Raw genomic sequence first — 16,722 nt, 5'->3', positions numbered from 1 at the left:
GTGTGCGGCATACTCGCATCCACTGCCCGTCCGAGCGCGGGGCCACCTGGCCGATGCGGTCCACACGGGCTCTGAGCACGCTCTCAGACAGAGAACGTACAGTAGGGGCGCTCTGCGCGGACGACCGTCGAGCACGGCCGTCACCAGCAGATACGTACCACCAGCGCTACCGACCACCCACTTTTCCTCGACTGAGAGAGCAACCACAGCGATGCCAACGGGTCCCGACAAAGGCAGTCAGAACAAGTCGGCTGCGAAGGCAGACAAAGCCATCAGTGCAGCCAACAAGAAGTCAGCTCGCAAGAAGCAGGGCGGCGTCCCCGCCGCCAAGGGCAGACAGATTCCCTGGCTGACGGTTGCCGGTGTCGTTGTGGTCGTCGGACTGGTCGTGGGCCTCGGGGTCAACCTCTACCCCAAGTACCAGGACCGCGCCGAGGCGCAGAAATTCGCGCCCAGCGAGAGCAATCAGGATCCGTCGACGGGAATCGACGGCGTCACCATCAAGGAATACCCGGCAGCCCTGCACGTCGGGCGCGCGCAACGCGTCGCCTACGACCAGACGCCGCCGTTCGGTGGACCGCACGATGCGGTGTGGGCCACTTGCACCGGCATCGTCTACCCCGAGGCCATCCGCACCGAGAACGCTGTGCACTCCCTCGAACACGGAGCGGTCTGGGTGACGTACAACCCCGACGACCTCAACGAAGACCAGATTCAGTCCCTCGCCGACCGCGTCGACGGGGAAACGCAGATGATGATGTCGCCGTACCCGGGCCTCGACACTCCCGTCTCGCTGCAGTCCTGGGGTCACCAGCTCAAGCTCGACAGCGTCGACGACGAGCGCATCGGTCAGTTCATCTCGGCTCTGCGCCTCAATCGATTCGCCTACCCGGAGGTCGGTGCCAGCTGCGCATCCGTGCCCGGAGTCGGTGACAACGCGTTCGATCCCGACAACCCGCCGCTGTTCGACGCTTCGGCCCCGGGTGCGGACGCCGTTCCGATGGACGGCGCAGGCATCACTCCCGACGCCAGCGAGACCAGCGGCGCAGGCGGAATGCCGAGCGGCCTGCCCGGCGGAGCACAGTTGCCCGGCGGAGCACAGCTGCCCAGCGATCTCCAGGTGCCCGCGAGCTGATGACCGAATCGACAGTCGACTCGGTCAACGGCGTCCCCGAGACCAAGCGGAGCCAGCGCACTGCGCTGGTCGCTTTGGCCGTGATCGCCGTACTGGCGATCGGATTCGCGCTGGGCTTCCTGGCGCAGAATCCGTTCCGCAACGGTGACAACTCCCCCGCAGCAGATTCTGTCGACGTCGGATTTGCCCAGGACATGACGGTGCACCACAACCAGGCCATCGAAATGGCCGCGGTCGCGTTGACCAACGCGCCCGATCAGGCCGTCAAGAGCCTGGCGTTCGACATGCTCACCTCGCAACAGAATCAGGTGGGCCAGATGCAGGGCTGGCTCGCGTTGTGGGACCGCGCGCCGATATCGACCGACGGCTACATGACCTGGATGACGGCCGACGACTCTCACGGCCATTCGATGGGCGGCATGTCGATGGAACCGGGATCCTCCGATCCCACCAGGGCCATGCCCGGCATGGCCAGCTCCACGGAGCTCGCCGCACTACGCCAAGCCACCGGAACCGACGTCGACGTCATGTTCTTGCAGCTGATGCTGCGTCACCACGAGGGCGGCCTGGCGATGATGGAATACGCCCAGACACACGCGCAGTCTCCTGCGGTGATCAACCTGGCGAAGTCCATGGTGGCAACGCAGACGAGTGAGTCGACTCTGATGAAGCAGATGCTCGCGGCGAAGGGTGCGCAGCCGCTGCCCGAGGGGTGATTTCGACTCGCGTCGCACATGCGCTAGTCTTTCGTACAGCCCAACAGGCACGCCGGCTGAAGCCGGTGCGCCCCCGTAGCTCAGGGGATAGAGCGTTCGCCTCCGGAGCGAAAGGCCGCAGGTTCGAATCCTGCCGGGGGCACACATCTTTCACGCATGTCACTTCCCCGAGGTGACTGCTCGAACGAGACGGACTGTTCACATGTCCGAGGATCTCCCCGATATCGACACCGTCATCGACGAGCTGTATTCACTGCCACCCGCCGACTTCGTGTCGCACCGATCGGCGTATGTGACCCGGTTCAAGAAGGCCGGAGACAAGTCCGGTGCCACGCGTATCGGCGGACTCCGTAAACCCACTGTCGTGGCCTGGTTGGTGAACACACTCGCTCGTCAGGACGAATCCGCGGTCGCCGAGTTGTTCGACCTCGGTGCCGAACTCGAACGGGCTCAGCAACGCGGCGACGGTCATCGACTGCGTGAGTTGTCCACCGCTCGAAGCGCTTCGATACGCGCGCTCACCGATCGAGCCGTGGCATTGGGTCGCGAACGTGGCGTGACCGTCGGCGACAACGCGGCGCGCGAGGTATCCAACACCCTCAATGCCGCAATGGCCGATCCGGAGATCCGCGACCGGGTTCGTGCGGGCCGAACGGTGGTGGCCGAGACATACAGCGGCTTCGGCCCCGCGCTGCTCTCGCTCGTTCCGGATCCTCCTGAGACCGAGACCGAGACCGAGGACGACGGCGAACCGGACATTGCCGATGACGCGCCCGAGTCCGCAGCGGAATCCGATGCCGAGAACGAAGCCGAGCGGCTGCGCCAGGCCGAACACGATCGCCTGGTTGCCGAACTCGACTCTGCCGTCACCGCATTCGATGCCGCACGTGATGCGGCCGACGCTGCCGACCAGGGCACGGAGCGAGCCGCGTCCGAACGACGCAGCGCCACAGCAGAAGTCGAGAGACTCGAAGCCGAGCTGGAGGCCGCGAGAGCCACAGCGAAGGCAGCGCGGGCCGCGGAGAGAAAAAGCGTCGAACAGGCAGAGTCGACGGCGGAGGCGCTCGAGGCGGCCCGGGCACGCGTGACCGAAGCCCGGTCGGCCCTCGACGAACCGAGCTGACCTACCCTGGCGGCATGACCACACGCTGGCAAGCCGAGAACTCCGCCGACGACTCCGCCCGGTACATCGAGCGATTCGATCGTCTGGCCGAACGCGGCGTGGATCTGCACGGTGAGGCCCGCATGGTCGACGCGGTGGTCTCCCCCGCGTCGGACATTCTCGACGCCGGCTGCGGTACGGGCAGACTCGGTGCCGAACTGGCGCGACGTGGCCACCACGTCACCGCCGTGGATCTCGATCCGATTCTGGTCGAGAAGGCGCGTAGTCACCCCGCACTCGACGTGCATCTCGCGGATCTGACCACGCTCGAGTTGAATCGCACGTTCGACGCGGTCGTCGCGGCCGGCAACGTGTTGGTTTTTCTGGAGCCCGGCACCGAACGTGCTGCGCTCGAACGCATCTGGGCACATCTGAACGACGGCGGAGTGTTCGTCACCGGCTTCGCCACCGACCGGGCATACACAGCCGACGAACTCCACGAGGATCTCACTGCCGTCGGATTTTTCGTCGAACATCGGTTCTCCACGTGGGACCTGCGGCCCTGGCGCCCCGACGCGGACTGGGCCGTCACCGTGGCACGAAAGCCTGCTCTGCTCGCTTGAGACGAAACGAGACCGGCCAGTGTCGGCCGGCCTCGATCGAACGGAGCGAGCGGCGGGATTCGACGTGCGGGTGTCGATTCGTTCCTGGGCGGGAAGACTGTCGCTCATGAAGGAACACATAGCGCGGTTGCGGGAGTCGTTCTGGTTCATTCCCGCCGTCCTCGGAGTTCTCGCACTCCTACTGGCGCAGGCGCTCGTCAGCCTCGATCGCTACCTACTCGACACCCGCGTGGACCTGACGGGTTCGTTGCTCTATCACGTCGGCGCGAGTGGCAGCCGGGACATCCTCGGGGCGATCGGTGGCTCGATGCTGGGGGTGGCTGCGACGTCGTTCTCCATCACCATCTCCGTCCTCGCCACGGCCAGTTCCTCGTACGGCCCCCGCCTGGTGCGAAACTTCATGGCGGACCGCGGAAATCAAGTGGTACTGGGGATCTTCGGGGCGACGTTCCTGTACTCGCTGATGGTGCTGCGGTCGATTCGTTCGATCGAATCCGATGGTTCGGTGTTCGTCCCGGACATCGCCGTCAACGTGGCCGTCGCGCTCGCCGTCGTCGACGTGGGCGTGCTCGTCTACTTCATCCACCACATCGCGCAGTCGATTCAGGTGGCCACCCTGTCCGCGAGAGTCCGCGACGAGTTGTCGGAATCCGTCGACTCTCTCTACCCGACCGATCTTCCCGACGACGCCGCATCGATCGACGGCATCTCGAAACCACCTGTCTACGTGACGGTCCTGGCCGAGACATCCGGGGTGATCATCGACATCGACGAGGACGCACTGCTGGGCATCGCGACCGACAACGGCACGCTGATCGAAATTCATCGGGTCCCGGGCGAGCACATCGTCTCCGGCGAACCGCTCGTCGACATTCTCGCCGACCGCTCGGCCGACATATCCGACGCATCGATCGACCGAGTCCGCTCTTCTTTCGACATCGGTACCAGTAGGACGCCACGCCACGACATCGCGTTCGCCGTCGAGCAGATGACGGAGATGGCGGTCCGGGCGCTGTCCACCGGGGTCAACGACCCCTACACGGCGCGTAACGCCATCGACGATCTCTCCGTCGGACTCGTTGCACTGGTCCAACGGCCGGCACCGTCACGCGGACGGCGTGGAACCGACGGAGAGGTGCGACTGATCGTGCGGCGGGTGCCCGTCTCGATCCTGATCGACCATGCGCTCGATGCGGTGCGCATCTACGGGACCGGCAGTCCCATGGTGGTCCAGGCCGGAATTCGTCTCGCCGAGAGGGTCGGCCGCGCTGCGCGCTCCACCGACGATGTCGACGCCGTGCTGGCGCAATTGAGCCTGTTGGACGCCGCCCTGACCGTCGACGAGATAGACAGCGCACGCACAGCCGATGCCCGCGAGCAGATTTCGCGGACTCGCGCAGCGATCACCGATCGGGTACCACTCGCGGTACTTCGCACCGTCATTCGGTAGACGCTCGAACCGGGCACCGTGGGAGGATGGTCTGTATGCCAGCACCGTCGCCGCTTCCCCTCGACCCCATTGCAGAGGCCCACCGTCAGTGGACCAAGCACGGGTGGTCCGATGCCGCCGACGGTATGGCCGCGGTCACCTCGCTGATGCGCGCGCAGCAGATCATGCTGGCCCGGGTCGAGGAAGCGCTCAAGCCGACGGGACTGACGTTTTCGCGCTACGAGTTGCTGACGTTGTTGACGTTCACCAAGAACGGCGCGCTACCGATGGCGAAGGCCAGTGCCCGACTGCAAGTGCACCCCACCAGTGTGACCAACGCGGTGGACCGCCTCGAATCGGTCGGCTACGTGCGCCGCATTCCCCATCCCAGCGATCGACGGACAACCCTGGTCGAAATCACCGAGCAGGGGCGCACGTTGGCGGTCGAAGCCACCGAGCGCCTGAACACGCTGGTGTTCGCCAAGCCCGGGCTCGCGCGCGACAAGCTGATGGCGCTGGTGCGCATCCTCGCGGAACTGCGTTCGGATGCAGGCGATTTCGACAGTGATGACATCACCACATCGTTCTGAGTTCGATGGTGACTCGTCACAAGACAATGGCACAGCCGTACCGTTCGTGGTCCAATTGCTCCGGGAACAGGCCGGAGTCGGTCTGCTGAAGGGCGGGGCGGGGTGCTGGTGTTGGGGGTCGGAGCGGGTGCGCACGGTGCTCGCGCAATTCTGACGTATCTGGACAGCCCCCACCGCACACCCATCGTGTCGCGGACGGTGCGCCGCGCTCCCGGGCAGTCGCTGGCCACCACGATCGCCACCGGCGTCGATGCCATCCATTCCATCGCCGCGACGATGTCGCTCCCGGTCCAGTTCTCTGCCATTGCCTACCGGGTGGCCACCGATCCCGGCACGGTCGCCACCCGAGGTACCGCTCGCACGGCCTCACTCGTTCCGGAAACCGCTGCGCAAGTGAGGTTTCTACGATTCATCGGGCTGGTCCCCAATCACGGCGTCACCGTGCTGTGCGACATCGGTAGTACCGGGACCACGGTCACCGTCATCGATCTCGCGTCCACACGCACCCTCATGACGCGGCGCACCGCGACGTTCTGCGGCGACGATCTCGATCACTCGGTGCGCCGGCTGCTCTCGTCCAACGGCGTTCGCGTCGGAATCGACGCCAGCCGGTCCATCAAAGAGCAACTGAGCATCGATTCCGTCGTCAGCACCACGGACCCAGCCGGCACTGCACGGCATGTGCTGACACGGCGCGACTTCGACGATCTGATCGCGGGACCCGTCCGTTACGCAGGCATGCTGGTGGAGCAGACCATCGAATTGTCCGGTGCCAGGCCGCAGTCCATCGTCGTGGTCGGCGGCGGCGCGAACATCACCTCGATAGCGCGGTCTCTCGAACTGCGGACCGGCCTGACGACCCTGGTGCCGACGATGCCCGAGCTGGTCTCGGCCCGCGGGGCCGCCCTCCTGTCCCCCGACAGGTAGGACGGCCCCGGGAGTGGAGCCTGCGGAACGACCGGTCGGGGTGGGAGTGGAGCCCGCGGAACGACCCGAAAGCACGAGTGGAGCCCGCGGAACGACCCGAAAGCACGCGAGTGGAACCCGCGGAACGACCCGAAAGAGCGGCCAGCACTACCGGTGCTGGAAGTTGGGCGTGCGCTTCTCGATGAAAGCCGACATGCCTTCCTTCTGATCCTCCGTGGCGAACGTCGAATGAAACACGCGGCGCTCGAACAGAACTCCCTCACGAAGGCTCGACTCGAACGATCGGTTCACTGCTTCCTTCGCCATCATGGCAACCGGTAGCGACATCTCGGCGATCGTGGTCGCGGTTGCGATGGCGTCGTCGAGGAGATCCGCGACCGGCACGATGCGCGAGACCAATCCTGCTCGCTCGGCTTCCTCGACCTTCATGTTCCGGCCGGTCAGGCACATCTCCATGGCTTTGGCCTTGCCCACCGCACGCGTCAGGCGCTGCGAGCCACCGATTCCCGGAATGACGCCGAGCTTGATCTCGGGTTGTCCGAATACGGCGGTGTCGGAGGCGATCAGAACGTCACACAGCATCGCGAGTTCGCAGCCGCCACCGAGTGCATAACCGGAGACCGCCGCGATGAGGGGCGTCCGCGCCGCGGCCAGTCGATCCCACGCCGCGAAGAAGTCGTCGAGGTACACGTCCATGTACGACTTGGGCTGCATTTCCTTGATGTCGGCCCCGGCCGCGAAGGCCCGTTCGGATCCGGTGATCAGAATGGCACCGATCTCGGAATCTGCATCGAGCTCCTCGACCACCGAAACGACCTCACGCATCAACTGAGAGTTCAACGCGTTCAATGCTTTCGGACGGTTCAGCGTGATGATGCCGACGCGTCCCCGGCGTTCGAGCAGGATGGTTTCGCGGTCGGTCACTGAGCAGCTCCGTTCGAGCGTTCGCGGATGTCGTTGATGATGCCGGAGAAGTCCACGTCGGTTCCGCCGCCGGACGTTTCCTTGAACCGAGCGTAGAGCTCGGCTGCACGAAGTCCGAGTACTCCCTCGACCCCGTTGTCGCGCAGTGCATTCGCAGCCAGACCCAGATCCTTGTCCATGAGGGCCGCCGCGAATCCGGGCTTGTACTCGTTGTTCGCCGGGCTCGTCGGAACCGGACCGGGCACCGGGCAATTGGTCGTCAATGCCCAGCATTGGCCGGACGCAGTCGATGCCACGTCGAAGAGCGCCTGATTGCTCAAGCCGAGCTTCTCGCCCAACACGAAGGCCTCGCTGATGGCAATCATCGATACGCCGAGAATCATGTTGTTGCAGATCTTGGCGGCCTGACCGTTGCCCGCCGGTCCACAGTGCACGACCTTGCGGCCCATGACGTCGAGAACGGCAGCGGCGGAGGCGAAATCGTCCTCCGAACCACCGACCATGAACGTGAGCGTGCCTGCGGCCGCTCCCCCGACACCGCCCGAGACCGGAGCGTCGAGGCTACGGTGTCCGGCCTCGTGCACCAGCCGGTGCGCGGCATGCGCGTCGGCGACGTCGATGGTCGACGAATCGATGAACAACGTCCCCGGTGCCGCGGCCGGAAGCAGGTCCCCGTACAGCCCGAGTACCAATTTTCCGTTCGGCAACATCGTGATCACGATGTCGGCTCCGGCGACGGCCGCAACCGCGGACTCCACCACAGTGACGCCGTCCTTCGTGGCCTGCTCCAGCGCCGCGGGAACAAGATCGAAGCCCTGCACCGTGTACCCGGCCGCAGCCAGGTTGGCGGCCATCGGTCCACCCATGTGCCCGAGGCCGATGAATCCGATCGTCTTCTCGCTCATGACTGCTCACCTTCTGTAAGTGCTTTCGACAGACCGAGTTCGGCGTCGCCCAGGGGCGCGAAGTATCGGTCGACGTCCTCGGCAGTAACATCCGCCGACGTGGCCGGCTGCCACTGGGGATTGCGATCCTTGTCGACGACCTGCGCCCGAATTCCCTCGACCAGATCGTGACTGCTCAGCGAGGCGACCGACACGCGGTACTCCTCGTCGAGCACGGCCTCGAGGGAGGGCAGCGTCGCCGCCCGTCGCAGCGACCGCAGCGTCACCGCAAGAGACACCGGCGATTTGGACGCGATGTCCTTTGCCGCCTGCTGCGCCTCCGGCACCGGCGATGCAGCCAGAGCGTCGACGATGCCCTGAATGTCGTCACCGGCGTAGCACTCGTCGATCCATTCCTGCTGAGCCGCGACGGTGGATTCCGGAGCCGACTCGCTGAACGTGTCGACGGCCTCCCCGACGCTGACCGTCTCGAGGGCGATGTAGAACTCCTCGAGCTTGTCCGACGGAATGTAGTGATCGGCGAATCCGACCGCGATGGCGTCGGCCGCATTCATCCGCGCCGTGGTGAGCGCGAAGTGGGTACCGGTTTCGCCGGGCGCACGCGAAAGAAGGTAGGTGCCACCGACATCGGGAATGAATCCGATGCCGACCTCGGGCATCGCGATCTTCGAACGTTCGGTCACGATGCGGGTGTTCGCGTGGGCCGAGAGCCCGACGCCACCGCCCATGACGATGCCGTCCATGATCGCGACGAAGGGCTTGGGGAAGCGGGCGATCGCGGCGTTGAGCACGTACTCGTCGCGCCAGAAGTCCTTGCTCCCGCTACCGCCGTCCTTGGCGTCGTGGTAGATCGAGACTATGTCGCCGCCCGCGCACAATCCTCGCTCGCCGGCTCCGGTCAACAGGACGACGTCGACGCTGTCGTCGGTTGCCCACTGCGCCAACGCCGGAGCTATCTGCTGCACCATCGCATGCGAGAGTGCGTTGATCGCTTTGGGGCGGTTCAGAGTGATGCGACCGATCCCGCCCGAAACCTCCAGTAGGACATCGCTCATGCTGCACCCACGATGGAGCGAGCTACGACCACGCGCATGATCTCGTTGGTACCTTCCAGAATCTGGTGGACCCGAAGGTCGCGAACGATTTTCTCGACACCGTACTCGGCGAGATAACCGTATCCGCCGAGCAACTGCAACGCCCCGTTGGCGACCTCGAAGCCGGTATCGGTACCGAAACGTTTGGCCATCGCACACATCTCGACCTTGTCGGCTGCATTGTTCTGCAACCCGTCCGCTGCTCGCCACAGCAGAGTTCGGGCAGCTTCGAGCTCGGTCTTGAAATCTGCCAGTCGAAACTGCAGGGCCTGCGAGTCGAGCAACCTGGCGCCGAATGCGTTGCGGTCGGCGAGGTAGGACACGGCCTTGTCGAGAGCGGACTGTGCGCCGCCGATCGAGCATGCGGCGATGTTGATGCGTCCGCCGTTGAGCCCGTTCATCGCGATCCGAAATCCGTCGCCCTCGCCGCCGAGCAAGTTGGCAGCAGGAACGCGGGCACCTTCGAAGATCACCTGGCGGGTGGGTTGAGCGTTCCATCCCATCTTCTTCTCGTTCGCTCCGAACGACAGTCCCGCCGTGTCCTTCGGCACGATGAACGCCGAGATGCCGCGGGGACCCGGCGCTCCGGTGCGGGCCATGACGACGTACACCTCGGAAGTGCCTGCGCCGGAGATGAACTGCTTGACGCCGTCCAGCACGTACTCGTCACCGTCGCGGACGGCCTTGGTACCGAGCTTTGCCGCATCGGATCCAGCGCCGGGTTCGGTGAGGCAGTAGCTACCGAGCTGGTCCATCGAGCACAGCCCCGGAAGCCAGCGCTGCCGTTGCTCGTCGTCGCCGTACGTGTCGATCATCCAGGCGACCATGTTGTGGATGGAAATGTAGGCCGCGATGGACGGGTCACCGGTGGCGAGTTGCTCGAAAATGCGCACCGCGTCGACGCGGGTCAGACCCGATCCGCCCACGTCTTCACGAATGTAGATGCCGCCCATCCCGAGAGCAGCAGCCTTGCGCAGCACGTCCACCGGAAAGTGCTTCTGCTGATCCCATTCGACGGCGTTCGGTGCGAGGAACTCGTCCGCGAAATCACGAGCAGTGTCGTTGATGGCACGCTCGTCCTCGTTCAACGTGAACATCGTCGATCAGTCCATGTTCGGAATGACGAAGTGATTCTGCGCAGCTGCTTCCTTGGTGCCCGACGGCCAACGCTGAGTGACGGTCTTGGTCTTGGTGTAGAAGCGGATGGAATCCGGTCCGTGCTGGTTGAGATCGCCGAATCCCGAACGCTTCCAACCACCGAACGTGTGGTACGCGATCGGCACCGGAATCGGCACGTTGACTCCCACCATGCCCACCTGGACGCGGGAGCAGAAGTCGCGAGCGGTGTCGCCGTCGCGGGTGAAGATCGAGACGCCGTTTCCGTACTCGTGTTCGGACGGCAGACGCAGCGCGTCCTCGTAGTCCTTCGCGCGCACGACGATCAGGACCGGACCGAAGATCTCTTCCTTGTAGATGCGCATGTCGGTGGTCACCTTGTCGAACAGCGTTGCGCCGGCGAAGAATCCGCCCTCGTGGCCCTCGAGACTGAATCCGCGTCCATCGACGACCAACTCGGCACCCTCGTCCACACCGATCTGGGTGTAGTCGTTGACGCGCTTCAACGCATCGCTACCGACGAGCGGGCCGAAGTCCGCGTTCTCGTCGTCGCTGCGGCCGATCTTCAGTTTCGCCACTCGCTCGGTCAGTTTGGCGACCAACGCGTCGGCCGTCTCCTCACCGACGGGAACCGCGACGGAAATCGCCATGCACCGCTCGCCGGCCGAACCGTATGCGGCTCCGAGCAGAGCGTCGGCGACCTCGTCGAGATCGGCATCGGGCATCACCAAAGCGTGGTTCTTCGCTCCACCGAAGCACTGTGCGCGCTTGCCGTGCTGCGCCGCCGTCTCGTAGATGTACTGCGCGATGGGCGTCGATCCGACGAAGCCGATCGCCTTGACGCGATCGTCGGTGAGAAGCACGTCGACGGCATCCTTGCCGCCGTTGACCACGTTGAACACACCCGGCGGTAGACCTGCCTCGAGGAAGAGCTCGGCAAGCTTGAGCGGGACCGACGGGTCACGCTCGGAGGGCTTGAGAATGAAGGCGTTACCGCAGGCGATGGCCGGGCCGGCCTTCCACAGCGGAATCATCGCCGGGAAGTTGAACGGGGTGATGCCGGCGACGACACCGAGCGGCTGCCGCATCGAATAGACGTCGATACCGCCACCCGCACCCTCGGTGTACTCACCCTTGAGCAGGTGCGGAACACCGACGGCGAACTCGACGACCTCGACGCCACGCTGGATGTCGCCCTTGGCGTCGGCGATGGTCTTGCCGTGCTCCGACGAGAGCAGCCGCGCGAGTTCTTCGGTGTCGCGGGTGACGAGCGCGAGGAACTTCATCAGCACCCGAGCGCGCCGCTGCGGGTTCCACTTCGCCCACTCACGCTGCGCCTGCTCGGCGTCGGCGATGGCGGCCTCGACCTCGGATACGTCGGCCAGGGGCACCCGGGCCTGCACCTCACCGGTATTGGGATCGAACACGTCCCCGAACTGTCCGGAGGTGCCGGCGACATGCTTGCCGCCGATGAAGTGCGTGAGTTCGCGAGCCATGGGTGTCCGTCCTCGAGCGTGGAATTAAGTACGCTCATCCTATAGTCGGATGTCCATGTAAGTCCAGGAGCGGTCACATTCGGTCGTAGAACGCGCGCAGATCAGCGCAGGCCCGGCTGACTTCCGCCTCCATCGAACCGTCGGCGCGAAAGATTCTGCGCAGGATCAGCGGATCGAGATCGTCCGTCGCCGGAGCGAACGACACTTTCGGAAGTTCGGGGAACGCCGCACGATCGCCGAACCAGTCGTCCGGGTCGAACTCCTCGTCGCTGTCGCCGACCCCCTCGATCAACTGATCCAGATCGACACCGCGCAGTGTCAGGATCGTCCCCGCGGACGCGTCGATGTGCTCGGCGGCGATGTACATCAGCGCTGCCGCGTGTTTGCACGGCCACCCGTCGTCGGGGCACGAACAGTCGAAATCCAGTTGCCCCTTGTCGTGAGGAAGCAGCACCGACGCCAGCGCCTGAGGGATCGCGTTGGACGCGAGTTCCGCCAGCATGCCGGGGTTGGATCGCACTCGGCCGACGAGCGCGGCCACCTCGCCTTCGGTGAGCGGCTCGACACTGACCGACGCCGAGAACGGCTCGAGCTGACTGCCCTGCACCTCACCGTAGATCTGCCCACGTTCGACGCCGAGAGTGAGCACCTGACCCTGGCGGGCATAGGTCCGGCCCCGTGCGATCCGGCCCGGATCGGCGAGATCTTCCATCGCGGCGACGAAGTGCCTGCCCCACCACGTCTGCCCGAAGGCTCCGCGCTTGTTACGAGACTCGATGCCGCCCTTGGCTTGTCGACGCTTACCGTACTGCGAGAAGTCGGCCATCACTCCCCCACCGCGTCTTCGCTGAGACGAAACAGTTCCTGCAGTTCCGCAGTGTCCATCTCGGTCACCCAGCTCTCACCGGTGCCCACCGCCAGGTCCGCCAAGTCCTGTTTGGACACCAGCATCGAATCGATGCGTTCCTCCACGGTGCCCACACACAGCAGCTTGCGCACCATCACATTCTTGCGCTGGCCGATACGGAAGGCGCGGTCGGTCGCCTGGTTCTCCACCGCCGGATTCCACCAACGATCGAGGTGCACAACATGATTGGCGGCAGTGAGGTTGAGCCCGGTACCACCGGCCTTGAGCGAGAGCATCATGATCGGCGGACCGTCGTCGCTCTGGAACTTCTCGACCATCTCATCGCGCTTGCCCTTGCTCACGCCGCCGTGCAGGAACGGCACCTGAACTCCGAAACGCTCGGCGAAATACGGTGCCACGAGCTCACCGAACTCTCGAAACTGCGTGAACAACAACGCCTTCTCGTTGTCACCGAGAACGGAATCGAGCATGTCCTCCACCAAGCCGATCTTTCCGGAACGGTGCTGACCTCGCTTGAGTACCGACGAGCCGTCGGACAGGAAATGCGCGGGATGGTTGCACACCTGTTTGAGGCGGGTGAGGGCCGAGAGCACCGCACCCTTGCGCTTCATGCCCTTCGCATCCGCGATCTGGGCCATCATCTCGTCGACGACGGCCTTGTACAACGCTGCCTGCTCGGCAGTGAGGTTGGCGCGCACGGTCATTTCGTTCTTCTCCGGCAGATCCGAGATGACCGTGGGATCGGTTTTGACGCGACGCAGAATGAACGGTGACGTGATGGCACGCAGCCGCGAGACCGCGTTCTCGTCGTTCTCCCGCTCGATCGGCACCGAGAACCGCTTCCTGAAGTCCGACGGCCGCCCCAGCATGCCCGGGTTCGCGAAATCCAGAATGGACCTCAGCTCGTCCAGCCGGTTCTCCACCGGTGTCCCGGTGAGCGCCAATTTGTGATCGGCCGGAATGGCCAGCGCCGCCTTCGCCTGCACGGTGCCTGCATTCTTGATGTGCTGCGCCTCGTCGAGAACCACGCGACGCCACGTCTGTGCGGCCAACTGCGCGCGGTCCTTGGCCATCAATGCGTACGTGGTGACGATCAGGTCGTGCTCCGCGATCGCTCGATCGAGCTCCTCGTCGCGTAACCGCGTCGGACCGTGGTGCACCAGAACACGCAGTGCAGGAGTGAATTTCGCGGCCTCACGTTGCCAGTTACCGACCACCGACATCGGGGCCACCAACAGCGTCGGAGTCGCACTGTTCTCGTGAGCGAGCAGCGTGAGCACCTGCAGTGTCTTGCCCAGGCCCATGTCGTCGGCGAGCACGGCACCGAGACCGAGTCGGCTCATGAACGCGAGCCAGTCGAGACCGCGTTGCTGGTAGGGCCGCAGAGTCGCTCGGACACCGTCGGGCACCGGGATGGTTTCCGGAACCGCCCCGGGTTCGAGCAACGTTGCCGCCCAGCCGGTAGCGCGGATGTCCTGGACCGGAGCCGGAGGCGGATCGGCCAACGTCATCTCACGCATCAGCGTGCTGAGCGCAGTCCCGTCGCCGTGATGCTCGGCGACGTACTTCGCGGCCCGCGCCAGCTGTCCCCCGTCGGCGAGCACCCATTGCCCGCGCAGGCGGACGAGGTCGCCCTTCGAGACGGCAAGCCGGTTCATCTCCGCTTCGGTGAGCACCATGTCGCCCAGCTGCAGTTGCCAGTCGTACGACACCAGCTCGTCCATACCGACGGCACGATCGGCCGCAGCTTTGGTCACCGCGGGTGACTCGACCCGCAATCGCATCGACGGATCCAACCTGGTCCAGGCCCTCGGCAGCAGGACCGTCGTGCCGGTGGCCTGCAGCGCAGTGGCACCGTGTTCGACGAGATCGATGACCACCGACGTCGGCAACAACAGGTCGAGAGTGCCCTCCTGGGTGGGCAGATCACGCAGCCTCGGGTAGGCAGCGACGGCCTCGCCGAGTTTGCGCACTGCCGTCGACAGCAAGGTCGCGTCGACCTTGCGGCTCATCGGGACCGGACGCGGTGCCTCCCCGTCCGCGCGCAGGCACACCTGAAGTGTCCAGAACGACTCGACGGCATCGTCCGGGGCACCGTCGGCATCGCCCGTCTCGCCGTCCTGGTCGTCCGGTTCGAGCAGGCGCAGCACCAGCGCCGGTTCGTCGACGGTGAGGCTGGCGCGCCAATTGTCGAACAGCGTCGAGATCTTCTGCGTCCCATCGAGATACGGATCATCACGCACGAGGGCCGACAGCAACGGGTGCTCGGAGTCGGGCTTGCCGAGCACCGATCTGACGATCGGGTCGGTGAGCTCCTCGACCATGTCGTCCAGAAGCTTCTTCGGTCGTTCGTTCGCTCGCTGCACCGACGGCATCGCAACAGCGAGCTCGCTGAGCCAGGCGCGTTGACGCTCGCCGCCGACCAGCCGCCAACGCGGCCACCACTGGCCGTCCATCAATTTCAGTGCCGGCACCACTCGTCCGGCCCGGACCCACCGTTCGATGCCCTGGGCGACGTGACCCAGGAACCGGAGGTCGCCGGAGATCAGCGGGTGGGTCGACGGGGTGCGGAGCAACAGGTCGGCCGCATCGTGCGGAGCCAGCGCGATCGCCGGAAGTTCGACCGGATCCCGAGGGGTGGCGCGTCGAGTGGAGTCGGGAAACGTCACGCGGGCGCGATGCCGGAACGTGCGGGTGAGCACGTGCGAGTGTGTCGCCGGTAGGTCGGGTTCGTCTCCGGTGCTGATCTCGTCGTCCCAGAGCAGCAGTCCGGCACCGGGAGACCAGAGACCGTGCAGCATCGGTCCATCCAACCAGCACGCACCGACATACCCGGCGCCGATGTGTCTTCGATGAGGCACCGATGAGGCACAGTGGTCCCATGATCGCGTACGGCTTCGACGAATACGGCGGCCCCGACACCGAGACATTTCTGGACCTCCCCGTGGCGGAACCGGGATCGGGGCAGCTTCTCGTGGCGGTACATGCCGCGGGGGTGAATCCCGCAGACTGGAAGGTGCGGGCGGGTAATCGCAAGGACACCGTGCAGATCACCTTGCCTGCGGTGCTGGGGCGGGAGGTGTCGGGCACTGTCGTGGGCGTCGGCTCGGGAGTGGAGGGGTTCTCGGTCGGTGACGAGGTCTTCGGGGCGACGGCGTCGGGTCACGGCGGCTATGCGCAGTACACGCTGCTCAATGCGGCCGGCACGGCACACAAGCCCGAGGCCGTGTCCTGGGCGGTCGCAGCGACGCTTCCGGTGGCGGCCGGGACCGCCTTCGACGCACTGCGAGGGTTGGCGCTGACTGCAGGCAACACGGTTCTCGTTCTCGGCGCAGGCGGCGGTGTGGGTTCTTCGGTTCTGCAGCTGGCGCGTGCCGACGGTATCGACGTTCTCGGGGTGGCGAGCTCGGGCAAGCGGGAGTGGATCGAGAGCCTCGGTGCGGAGTTCGTCGAGTCCGGACCCGAGTACGTCGGTTCGATATCGCGGCCGGTGCACGGCATCGTCGATCTGGTCGGCGGGGACACTCTTCGCGCGGCCGCTGTGAAGACCGGCGCCCCGATCGTCAGCGTGGCCGACCCGGTGCTCGCCGCCCAGTGGGGTGGGTCTGGAGCAGTGCGCGAGCGCACCACTGCGGCGTTCACCCGATTGGCCGATCTGGTCGTGACGGGCGTCCTTCGTCCACGCATCGATCACACGTTTCCACTCGACCGCGCAGGCGAGGCTCTTGCGCTCGTGGAGAACGGGCACGCACTCGGCAAGGCCGTCATCGAGGTCCGCTGACACCCGACCGTGTCGG

At 65.3% G+C, this 16,722-nt stretch carries 15 protein-coding genes and 1 tRNA gene; 9 read left to right on the top strand and 7 right to left on the bottom strand.

Features of this window, described 5'->3' with window-relative positions; all coding sequences use genetic code 11:
- The first annotated feature begins 211 nt into the window (after positions 1–211).
- The 8 genes from CH262_RS22235 to CH262_RS22200 all read left to right on the top strand — a co-directional run bounded on the left by CH262_RS22235 (position 212) and on the right by CH262_RS22200 (position 6,522).
- Complete coding sequence (locus CH262_RS22235) at positions 212–1,135, top strand: DUF3105 domain-containing protein (RefSeq protein ID WP_027497918.1); 924 nt, start codon at positions 212–214, stop codon at positions 1,133–1,135.
- Positions 1,135–1,851 carry a DUF305 domain-containing protein gene (locus CH262_RS22230; protein ID WP_032385059.1) on the top strand — a complete coding sequence of 239 codons (717 nt, stop codon included), beginning with the start codon at positions 1,135–1,137 and terminating at the stop codon, positions 1,849–1,851. Before CH262_RS22235 ends, CH262_RS22230 begins: the two co-directional genes overlap by 1 nt.
- A 69-nt stretch (positions 1,852–1,920) precedes the next feature.
- Positions 1,921–1,993, top strand: a tRNA-Arg gene (locus CH262_RS22225).
- Positions 1,994–2,053: 60 nt separating this feature from the next.
- Positions 2,054–2,974: a hypothetical protein gene (locus tag CH262_RS22220; protein ID WP_032385060.1), complete on the top strand. Its 921-nt coding sequence runs from the start codon at positions 2,054–2,056 to the stop codon at positions 2,972–2,974.
- A 14-nt stretch (positions 2,975–2,988) separates the two neighbouring features.
- The gene (locus tag CH262_RS22215; RefSeq protein WP_032385061.1) at positions 2,989–3,576 is read left to right on the top strand and encodes a class I SAM-dependent DNA methyltransferase; all 588 of its coding nucleotides are present in this window, start codon (positions 2,989–2,991) and stop codon (positions 3,574–3,576) included.
- A 106-nt stretch (positions 3,577–3,682) separates the two neighbouring features.
- Positions 3,683–5,026: a DUF2254 domain-containing protein gene (locus CH262_RS22210; RefSeq protein WP_143547155.1), complete on the top strand. Its 1,344-nt coding sequence runs from the start codon at positions 3,683–3,685 to the stop codon at positions 5,024–5,026.
- A 35-nt stretch (positions 5,027–5,061) separates the two neighbouring features.
- Positions 5,062–5,595, top strand: coding sequence for a MarR family winged helix-turn-helix transcriptional regulator (locus tag CH262_RS22205; protein WP_032365573.1), 534 nt, complete (start codon positions 5,062–5,064; stop codon positions 5,593–5,595).
- 102 nt (positions 5,596–5,697) lie between these two features.
- A complete protein-coding gene (locus CH262_RS22200; protein WP_032365572.1) occupies positions 5,698–6,522 on the top strand; it encodes a hypothetical protein in 825 nt (274 codons plus the stop codon).
- A 147-nt stretch (positions 6,523–6,669) separates the two neighbouring features.
- Here CH262_RS22200 and CH262_RS22195 read toward each other — a convergent pair whose 3' ends face one another.
- The 7 genes from CH262_RS22195 to CH262_RS22165 all read right to left on the bottom strand — a co-directional run bounded on the left by CH262_RS22195 (position 6,670) and on the right by CH262_RS22165 (position 15,726).
- Positions 6,670–7,446, bottom strand: a complete 777-nt coding sequence (locus CH262_RS22195) for an enoyl-CoA hydratase (protein ID WP_032385062.1) — start codon at positions 7,444–7,446, stop codon at positions 6,670–6,672.
- Complete coding sequence (gene mmsB, locus CH262_RS22190) at positions 7,443–8,351, bottom strand: 3-hydroxyisobutyrate dehydrogenase (protein WP_027497925.1); 909 nt, start codon at positions 8,349–8,351, stop codon at positions 7,443–7,445. The genes CH262_RS22195 and mmsB overlap by 4 nt, the downstream gene beginning before the upstream one ends.
- Complete coding sequence (locus tag CH262_RS22185) at positions 8,348–9,406, bottom strand: enoyl-CoA hydratase/isomerase family protein (RefSeq protein WP_032385063.1); 1,059 nt, start codon at positions 9,404–9,406, stop codon at positions 8,348–8,350. The genes mmsB and CH262_RS22185 overlap by 4 nt, the downstream gene beginning before the upstream one ends.
- The gene (locus tag CH262_RS22180; protein ID WP_032383699.1) at positions 9,403–10,542 is read right to left on the bottom strand and encodes an isobutyryl-CoA dehydrogenase; all 1,140 of its coding nucleotides are present in this window, start codon (positions 10,540–10,542) and stop codon (positions 9,403–9,405) included. The genes CH262_RS22185 and CH262_RS22180 overlap by 4 nt, the downstream gene beginning before the upstream one ends.
- 6 nt (positions 10,543–10,548) lie before the next feature.
- Positions 10,549–12,057 (bottom strand): CoA-acylating methylmalonate-semialdehyde dehydrogenase, encoded by a 1,509-nt coding sequence (locus CH262_RS22175; RefSeq protein WP_032365569.1) that lies wholly within the window; start codon positions 12,055–12,057, stop codon positions 10,549–10,551.
- 73 nt (positions 12,058–12,130) lie between these two features.
- Positions 12,131–12,883, bottom strand: coding sequence for an SWIM zinc finger family protein (locus tag CH262_RS22170; RefSeq protein WP_032385064.1), 753 nt, complete (start codon positions 12,881–12,883; stop codon positions 12,131–12,133).
- Positions 12,883–15,726, bottom strand: coding sequence for a DEAD/DEAH box helicase (locus CH262_RS22165; protein WP_032385065.1), 2,844 nt, complete (start codon positions 15,724–15,726; stop codon positions 12,883–12,885). Before CH262_RS22165 ends, CH262_RS22170 begins: the two co-directional genes overlap by 1 nt.
- An 80-nt stretch (positions 15,727–15,806) precedes the next feature.
- Here CH262_RS22165 and CH262_RS22160 point away from each other — a divergent pair, with 80 nt between their 5' ends.
- Entirely contained in the window at positions 15,807–16,706 is a 900-nt protein-coding gene (locus CH262_RS22160; protein ID WP_032385066.1) for an NADP-dependent oxidoreductase, read from the top strand.
- The last annotated feature ends 16 nt before the right edge of the window (positions 16,707–16,722 follow it).

This window comes from Rhodococcus sp. 05-2255-1e, from assembly GCF_002259025.1.
In the GTDB taxonomy this organism is placed as follows: Bacteria; Actinomycetota; Actinomycetes; order Mycobacteriales; family Mycobacteriaceae; genus Rhodococcoides; species Rhodococcoides fascians.
The sequence above is the reverse complement of the archived record's forward strand: the minus strand, read 5'-3'. Positions and strand labels throughout refer to the sequence as shown.

Excerpts from the sequence above, each read along its gene's own strand:
- mmsB (WP_027497925.1), bottom strand. The coding sequence starts at position 8,351 with ATGAGCGAGAAGACGATCGGATTCATCGGCCTCGGGCACATGGGTGGA.
- CH262_RS22230 (WP_032385059.1), top strand. The coding sequence starts at position 1,135 with ATGACCGAATCGACAGTCGACTCGGTCAACGGCGTCCCCGAGACCAAG.
- CH262_RS22235 (WP_027497918.1), top strand. The coding sequence starts at position 212 with ATGCCAACGGGTCCCGACAAAGGCAGTCAGAACAAGTCGGCTGCGAAG.
- CH262_RS22210 (WP_143547155.1), top strand. The coding sequence starts at position 3,683 with ATGAAGGAACACATAGCGCGGTTGCGGGAGTCGTTCTGGTTCATTCCC.
- CH262_RS22175 (WP_032365569.1), bottom strand. The coding sequence starts at position 12,057 with ATGGCTCGCGAACTCACGCACTTCATCGGCGGCAAGCATGTCGCCGGC.
- CH262_RS22205 (WP_032365573.1), top strand. The coding sequence starts at position 5,062 with ATGCCAGCACCGTCGCCGCTTCCCCTCGACCCCATTGCAGAGGCCCAC.
- CH262_RS22185 (WP_032385063.1), bottom strand. The coding sequence starts at position 9,406 with ATGAGCGATGTCCTACTGGAGGTTTCGGGCGGGATCGGTCGCATCACT.
- CH262_RS22170 (WP_032385064.1), bottom strand. The coding sequence starts at position 12,883 with ATGGCCGACTTCTCGCAGTACGGTAAGCGTCGACAAGCCAAGGGCGGC.
- CH262_RS22180 (WP_032383699.1), bottom strand. The coding sequence starts at position 10,542 with ATGTTCACGTTGAACGAGGACGAGCGTGCCATCAACGACACTGCTCGT.
- CH262_RS22220 (WP_032385060.1), top strand. The coding sequence starts at position 2,054 with ATGTCCGAGGATCTCCCCGATATCGACACCGTCATCGACGAGCTGTAT.
- CH262_RS22160 (WP_032385066.1), top strand. The coding sequence starts at position 15,807 with ATGATCGCGTACGGCTTCGACGAATACGGCGGCCCCGACACCGAGACA.
- CH262_RS22215 (WP_032385061.1), top strand. The coding sequence starts at position 2,989 with ATGACCACACGCTGGCAAGCCGAGAACTCCGCCGACGACTCCGCCCGG.
- CH262_RS22165 (WP_032385065.1), bottom strand. The coding sequence starts at position 15,726 with ATGCTGCACGGTCTCTGGTCTCCCGGTGCCGGACTGCTGCTCTGGGAC.